The organism is Nonomuraea zeae, assembly GCF_005889725.1.
Taxonomy (GTDB): Bacteria; Actinomycetota; Actinomycetes; order Streptosporangiales; family Streptosporangiaceae; genus Nonomuraea; species Nonomuraea zeae.
The window spans coordinates 1-3,633 of record NZ_VCKX01000546.1 but is presented as its reverse complement, the minus strand read 5'-3'; the positions used below and the strand labels follow the sequence as shown (position 1 = coordinate 3,633).

Here is a 3,633-nt window from a genome sequence, read left to right as displayed (position 1 = left end):
AGATGTGTTTAAGAGACAGCTCCACTACCAGGGCCACGCCCACCACCGGGGCCACGCCCACCACCGAGGTCACGCCCACCGACAGGGTCACGCTCACCGCCGGGGTCACGTCCACCACCGTGGCGCCGAGAGCGTTGCCGCATCCGGCGAGTTCATCGCCCGCCGCCTCCCACCCCAGGCACCGCACGGCCCCCGGCGCCGGGCACCCGCCTCTCCCCACACCGGACGCGCAACCGTCTCCCCGCGCTCGTCGCCATTCCCTCTTGCCAGCCAGCCCTCTGACGCCACCGCAACCCCATGCGACGCGCAACCGGATCGCGCCGAGTCCACTCTCCACATGCGCCGCATTACCTGACGCCGTTCGAGGCGAGCGGGCTTACTGGCGCGCGGTCCGAGTGGAGTGGGCCTACCTGATGCCGTTGAGGTGGGCGTTGATCAGGCGGGGATACTCCTCCAGCCAGTTGCGCCCCCGCTCATCCACGAACGACCCCTGCGGCGGGATCACCCCGTTGGCCGCCAGCCACGTGCCGGGCGGCTGCTGGGTGCGGCGGATCTTGTTGCCGCTCGGCATGAGCTGCGGCGGGATCGGCGGCAGCGCACCCGGGTCCTGACCCATCTGCGCCTCGGCCTCCAGCTCGGAGACGTCCTTCTCCTCCGACATGCCGATGGGCCCGTGCTTCCTCGCGTTGAGGAACTGCCGCACCACCGGCTCGTCGCTCGACAGCAGCATCTCGCGCTGACCGAACATGACCAGTTCCCGCCTGAAGAGCAGGCCGATGCTGTCGGGGACCGTACGGGCGGTGTTGATGTCGTGGGTGACGATCAGGAACGTCGCCTCGATCTCGGCGTTGAGGTCGACGATCAGCTGGTTGAGGTACGCGGTCCGGACCGGGTCGAGGCCGGAGTCGGGCTCGTCGAACAGGATGATCTCCGGATCCAGCACCAGCGCCCTGGCCAGGCCCGCCCGCTTGCGCATGCCGCCGGAGATCTCCCCGGGCAGCTTGGACTCCGCGCCGAGCAGGCCGACGAGCTCCATCTTCGACATCACGATCTGGCGGATCTGCGCCTCGGTCCTCTTCGTGTGCTCGCGCAGCGGGAAGGCGATGTTGTCGTAGAGGTTGAGCGAGCCGAACAGAGCGCCGTCCTGGAACAGCACGCCGAACAGCCGGCGCAGTTCGTAGAGCTTGTTCTCGTTGCAGTTGGCCAGGTCGTAGCCGTCGATCCAGATGTGGCCGCGATCGGGCCGCAAGAGCCCCACGAGCGTCTTGAGGAAGACGGACTTGCCGGTGCCCGAGGGGCCGAGCAGCACCGAGATCTCGCCCGCGGGCAGCGTGAGCGAGACGTCCTCCCAGATGACCTGCCTACCGAACGACTTGGTCAACCCGTCGACCACGACTTCGACGCCCACTGGTCACCTTCCCGATGGCAGGGAGTATTCAGGGGATCACGTATCGCAAAGATTACTTGCGGATTGCCATCACCGTAGCGGCGTTCCGTCGAATTGGAACCGGTTCCAATAACTTGTTACGGGCAGGTTATGAGACTTCTGGTCCAGTAAGCGCCCGTAGGCCGGGCCGCAGCACGCGGGCGATGTCGTCCTGCGACACCTCGCGCAGCTCATCGAGCTCGAGCAGCTGGTGCCCGATGGTCACTCCCACCATGATCGTCACGATCAGCGCCGCCCGCAGCCGTGCGTCCTCACCGGGAATCGACTCCGCCAGCCGGTCGATCTGCCGTCCCAGCGTCCGCCGCGCCGACTCGGCCGCCTCGGGGTGCGTGAGCATGGAACGCATCATGGCCAGCGTGCTCTGCGGCAGCCCGCCCATCTTCAGGTTGAGTGCGCCGAGCACCTGCTCGACCAGCTCCTCCACGCCCACCTCCGGGCCCGCGACCGGGGCCACCCGAACGGCCTGCTGGAAGAGCTCCTGCTTGTTGCCGAAGTACTGCATCACGAGGGCGGGATCAACCTCGGCGGCCTTGGCGATGGCCCGGATCGTGGCGCGCTCGAACCCCACCTCGGCGAAGAGCGACCGGGCCGCATCAAGGATCCGGCCCTCGGTCCTGCGTCGCCTCTCGGCCCTCGGAAGCACCTTCTCACCCACGCGCCGACTCTACATGCGTTGACCATTCCCCTCATTTCGCTCTACGCTCGTTGAGTCAACACCCGTTGAGTGAACGAACCGAGGGGATCCTCATGTCCATCGACAAGATCGTCACCGGATACCACGACGCGATGCTGCACAAGTCGGCCGACGAACTGGCCGGCCTCTACGCGGAGGACGCGCTGCACGAGTTCCCGTTCGGCGGACTGCCGCCGTTCGAGGGGCGGGAGGCGATTCGGGCCGGCTACCACGCGATGTGGGACGCGGCTCCCTTCCGGACCGACGAAATCCGCCTGGAAGCGCTGCACCGGACGGAGGACGCCGAGGTGGTGGTCGTGGAGCAGACCGTCGTCGTCAAGGTCGGCGACCAGTCGGTCACGGTCCCCGGCCTCCTGGTGCTCCGGATCAGGGACGAACAGATCATCCACAACAGGGACTACATGGACACCAGCGCCATCACCCAGGTCCGCGCCGCCTCCACCTAACCCCGCGCCCCAACCACCCCTTAACAGCCACCCGCTCAACCGTCCCCCATCAAGCCACCTGAGCCGATTGAGCTCCCCTGAGCCATGTGAGCCCCTGAGCCATGTGAGCCCCTGAGCCATGTGAGCTGGCTGAGCCCCCTGAGCCACGCGAGTCGGTTAAGGCCCCTGGGCCACGTGAGTCGGTTAAGGCCCCGGGCTACTAGAGTCGGTTAGGCCCTCAGGGCCATGTGAGCCGATTGAACACCCTGAGTCGACTGAGCACCCTTGGCACCCTGAGTCGGCTGAGCGCTCTGAGCCCCCTGAGTCGGCTGAACCTGCTGAGCCCTCTGAGCCACCACCTGAGCCACCGCCTGTGCCACTAGTCACGCTTAGCCGCCGACCACGCTGAGCCGCCTCCAAACCCGAGTTACATGCCAACAGCACCGGCACCGGCTTCGACACCGGCACCAGCATCAGCACCGGCTTCGACACCGGCACCAGCATCAGCACCGGCTTCGGCACTGGCACCGGCACCGGCACCGGCTTCGGCCCCAGCCACCCACCAGCCAGGCCGCAGGACCGCCGACCGGTCGCCGACGTGGCCACCGGACCGCCACCCCGGGATCCGTCGCCTCAACTCCGCATCATTGAGGCGACGGATTCGTCAGATCACCCCGTGGTGAGGTCGAAGACGGTGGTGCCACCGACCGTGGTGCTCGTGAAGGTGTCCTGGACCCAGGCCGCGATCTGGGCCGCCTCATCGCTGCCGCCCGTACTACGGCCGCCGCCTCCCATGCCGGTGCCGATGAAGTAATGGATCCTTTTCTCGGCGACGTACTGCTTGAACTGTTCGAGCGTCGGCGCAGGATCGGTGCCGTTGAAACCGCCCACCGCCATCACAGGCCCACCGCTGGCGAGCTGGTAGCCGGCCGCGTTGTTGGAGCCCACGGTCGCGGCCACCCACGTGTAGCCGGAAGCGCCGTTCTTCAACAGGGTGGTCAGCTCAGCGGAAGGCGTGCCGGCGTTGAGCAATCCGCCCATGCCCATCCCGCCACGCCCCATCCCAC

At 67.3% G+C, this 3,633-nt stretch carries 5 protein-coding genes; 1 reads left to right on the top strand and 4 read right to left on the bottom strand.

What is annotated here, in order from left to right; all coding sequences use genetic code 11:
* From ETD85_RS64210 to ETD85_RS60860, 3 genes are all read right to left on the bottom strand, one after another.
* A partial coding sequence (locus ETD85_RS64210; protein WP_170247477.1) for a hypothetical protein occupies positions 1-187 on the bottom strand: 187 nt, incomplete at its 3' end.
* A gap of 219 nt (positions 188-406) precedes the next feature.
* On the bottom strand, positions 407-1,408 hold the full coding sequence (locus ETD85_RS60865; protein WP_138698865.1) for an ABC transporter ATP-binding protein: 1,002 nt from the start codon (positions 1,406-1,408) through the stop codon (positions 407-409).
* A 127-nt stretch (positions 1,409-1,535) separates the two neighbouring features.
* Positions 1,536-2,102 (bottom strand): TetR/AcrR family transcriptional regulator, encoded by a 567-nt coding sequence (locus ETD85_RS60860; RefSeq protein WP_138698864.1) that lies wholly within the window; start codon positions 2,100-2,102, stop codon positions 1,536-1,538.
* A 92-nt stretch (positions 2,103-2,194) separates the two neighbouring features.
* Between ETD85_RS60860 and ETD85_RS60855 the strand changes: the two genes are divergently transcribed.
* A complete protein-coding gene (locus tag ETD85_RS60855; RefSeq protein ID WP_138698863.1) occupies positions 2,195-2,587 on the top strand; it encodes a nuclear transport factor 2 family protein in 393 nt (130 codons plus the stop codon).
* A 648-nt stretch (positions 2,588-3,235) separates the two neighbouring features.
* On the opposite strand, the gene ETD85_RS60840 is transcribed toward ETD85_RS60855, so the two are convergent.
* A partial coding sequence (locus ETD85_RS60840; RefSeq protein WP_476739316.1) for a mannosyltransferase YkcB-related protein occupies positions 3,236-3,633 on the bottom strand: 398 nt, incomplete at its 5' end.